A 1,527-nucleotide genomic window follows, 5' to 3' on the forward strand; every position below is an offset into this window, starting at 1 on the left:
CGAGCTTGCAGTCGAGATTGTCGATGTCGCCTTCTATGGCGAGCGCCGCCGCATCGTCGCGCGCACAGTCGCCGGGCAGGAGATCGACATCAGGCCGACGTCCTCGGCCATGGCGACGCACAATGCAACGGGAAGCCGGCGGCAGGTCTTTTTCGACCCGGCGGCGGCGTTCCTGTTTCCCGCCTGATCCCTCCGGCCAGCCCTATTCCGCGGCGACGCTCGCGCCGGAGCGATTGGCGCCGCGGATGGGTTGGCACTAATGTCTACAAGCTTTATAGACTTCAGGCCCCGACGAAAGGAACAATCGGCTTTCGGCCGCGCCCCCCGAACAATTTTCCACGACCAGGCCTATTAGCGACAGCAGCTCATAGTCTGCGACTACGCCGGACATCGCCTCGGCCAGCTTCCTTGGCGAGATCGCCGAAATTGGCCTGAAGCCAGGCGATGGCGCCGGCGACATCGGCAATGACATAGCCCGCCGCCGTTGGTCCCTGCGGCTTCACGCGGATCGAGATCCCACCTACGGCATTGACTGTATCGAAGCCGTTTTCGTCCGAGGTATCATCGCCGAGAAACACCGGCCGTCGGCCGGTGAACGGATCGAGCTGCAAGAAGCGCCGGATCGCCGCACCCTTGGCGGCGTCGAGCGGCATCAATTCGACACCGGCATTGCCGGCAATCACGCGATAACCCTTGGGCAGGCGGGTCAGCGCTGCCTCGACCAACTCCGTCGCTCGGGCAAGCAGATGGGGAGCCGCACGAGTGTGGACGGCGAGCACCGGGCCCTTGCGCTCGACATAGACGGCCTGGCTCGCCAGCTCCAGTTCGATCTCGTCGGCGAGCGCCGCCATGTCCGCCGGTTCGTCAGCGGCCTCGACAGGGCCGCCCGGGACAAGTCTGTGCTCCAGCCCATAGAGACCGGCAGTGCGCAGCTTCAGCGGTTCGAACAGTCGGTCGACCGCCGCGACCGAGCGGCCGGTGATGAAAGCAAGCGCGCCGTCCAGCCGGCGCTCGATCGCCTGCAGCAGAAAGCGAAGCTCCTTGCTGACCGACACGGCGTCGGGATGGGCTGCGTGTTCCAGCAAGGTGCCGTCAATATCGAGGAACAACGCCCATCGGCCTTCGGGGAGGCGGGGTGTCAGCTCTGCCTGATAATTCATCGGAGTCCTGCTACCTGTCTGCGTTCGAAGATGGGGACGACATTATCGGCAATCGCTGACCGCTCGGCATTGGCTGTGACGCGGTCGAGCTCGCCACGCTTGCGCAGGCGCGCGGCGTCCAGAAGCATGCTGCCGGCCCAGCGGTAGACATTGTTGTCGCGCACGATCTCGCGCATGCGCCGCATGCGCTCGCGCTGCTCCTCGGCCGACATGGTCAGCGCCTGCAAGAGGGCCCCGCTCATCATCGCCGCGTCGTAAGGGTTGACGATTAGCGCTTCCAGCAATTCGCGCGATGCGCCGGCGAAGGTGCTGAGCAGTAGCACCCCCTGCTCGTCGTCGCGCGCGGCGACGACGAGCAGGGGGTGCT

The 1,527-nt window shown here is 65.4% G+C and carries 2 protein-coding genes and 1 pseudogene; 1 reads left to right on the top strand and 2 read right to left on the bottom strand.

Going from position 1 to position 1,527, the window contains the following annotated elements; genetic code table 11:
- Window positions 1-187 (top strand): annotated as a pseudogene (locus EOA33_RS35325) (polyamine ABC transporter ATP-binding protein); the annotation flags it as partial.
- 178 nt (window positions 188-365) lie between these two features.
- On the opposite strand, the gene otsB reads toward EOA33_RS35325, so the two are convergent.
- Window positions 366-1,160: a trehalose-phosphatase gene (gene otsB / locus EOA33_RS35330; protein WP_127407694.1), complete on the bottom strand. Its 795-nt coding sequence runs from the start codon at window positions 1,158-1,160 to the stop codon at window positions 366-368.
- The coding region (locus tag EOA33_RS35335; RefSeq protein WP_190234486.1) for a trehalose-6-phosphate synthase at window positions 1,157-1,527 on the bottom strand (371 nt) is incomplete at its 5' end. The genes otsB and EOA33_RS35335, both read right to left, overlap by 4 nt.

Origin of the sequence: Mesorhizobium sp. M4A.F.Ca.ET.050.02.1.1 (assembly GCF_003997725.1) — a bacterium.
Classification (GTDB): domain Bacteria; phylum Pseudomonadota; class Alphaproteobacteria; order Rhizobiales; family Rhizobiaceae; genus Mesorhizobium.

What these genes read in the sequence shown, in the direction of transcription:
- otsB (WP_127407694.1), bottom strand. Translation starts at nt 1,160, where the DNA reads ATGAATTATCAGGCAGAGCTGACACCCCGCCTCCCCGAAGGCCGATGG.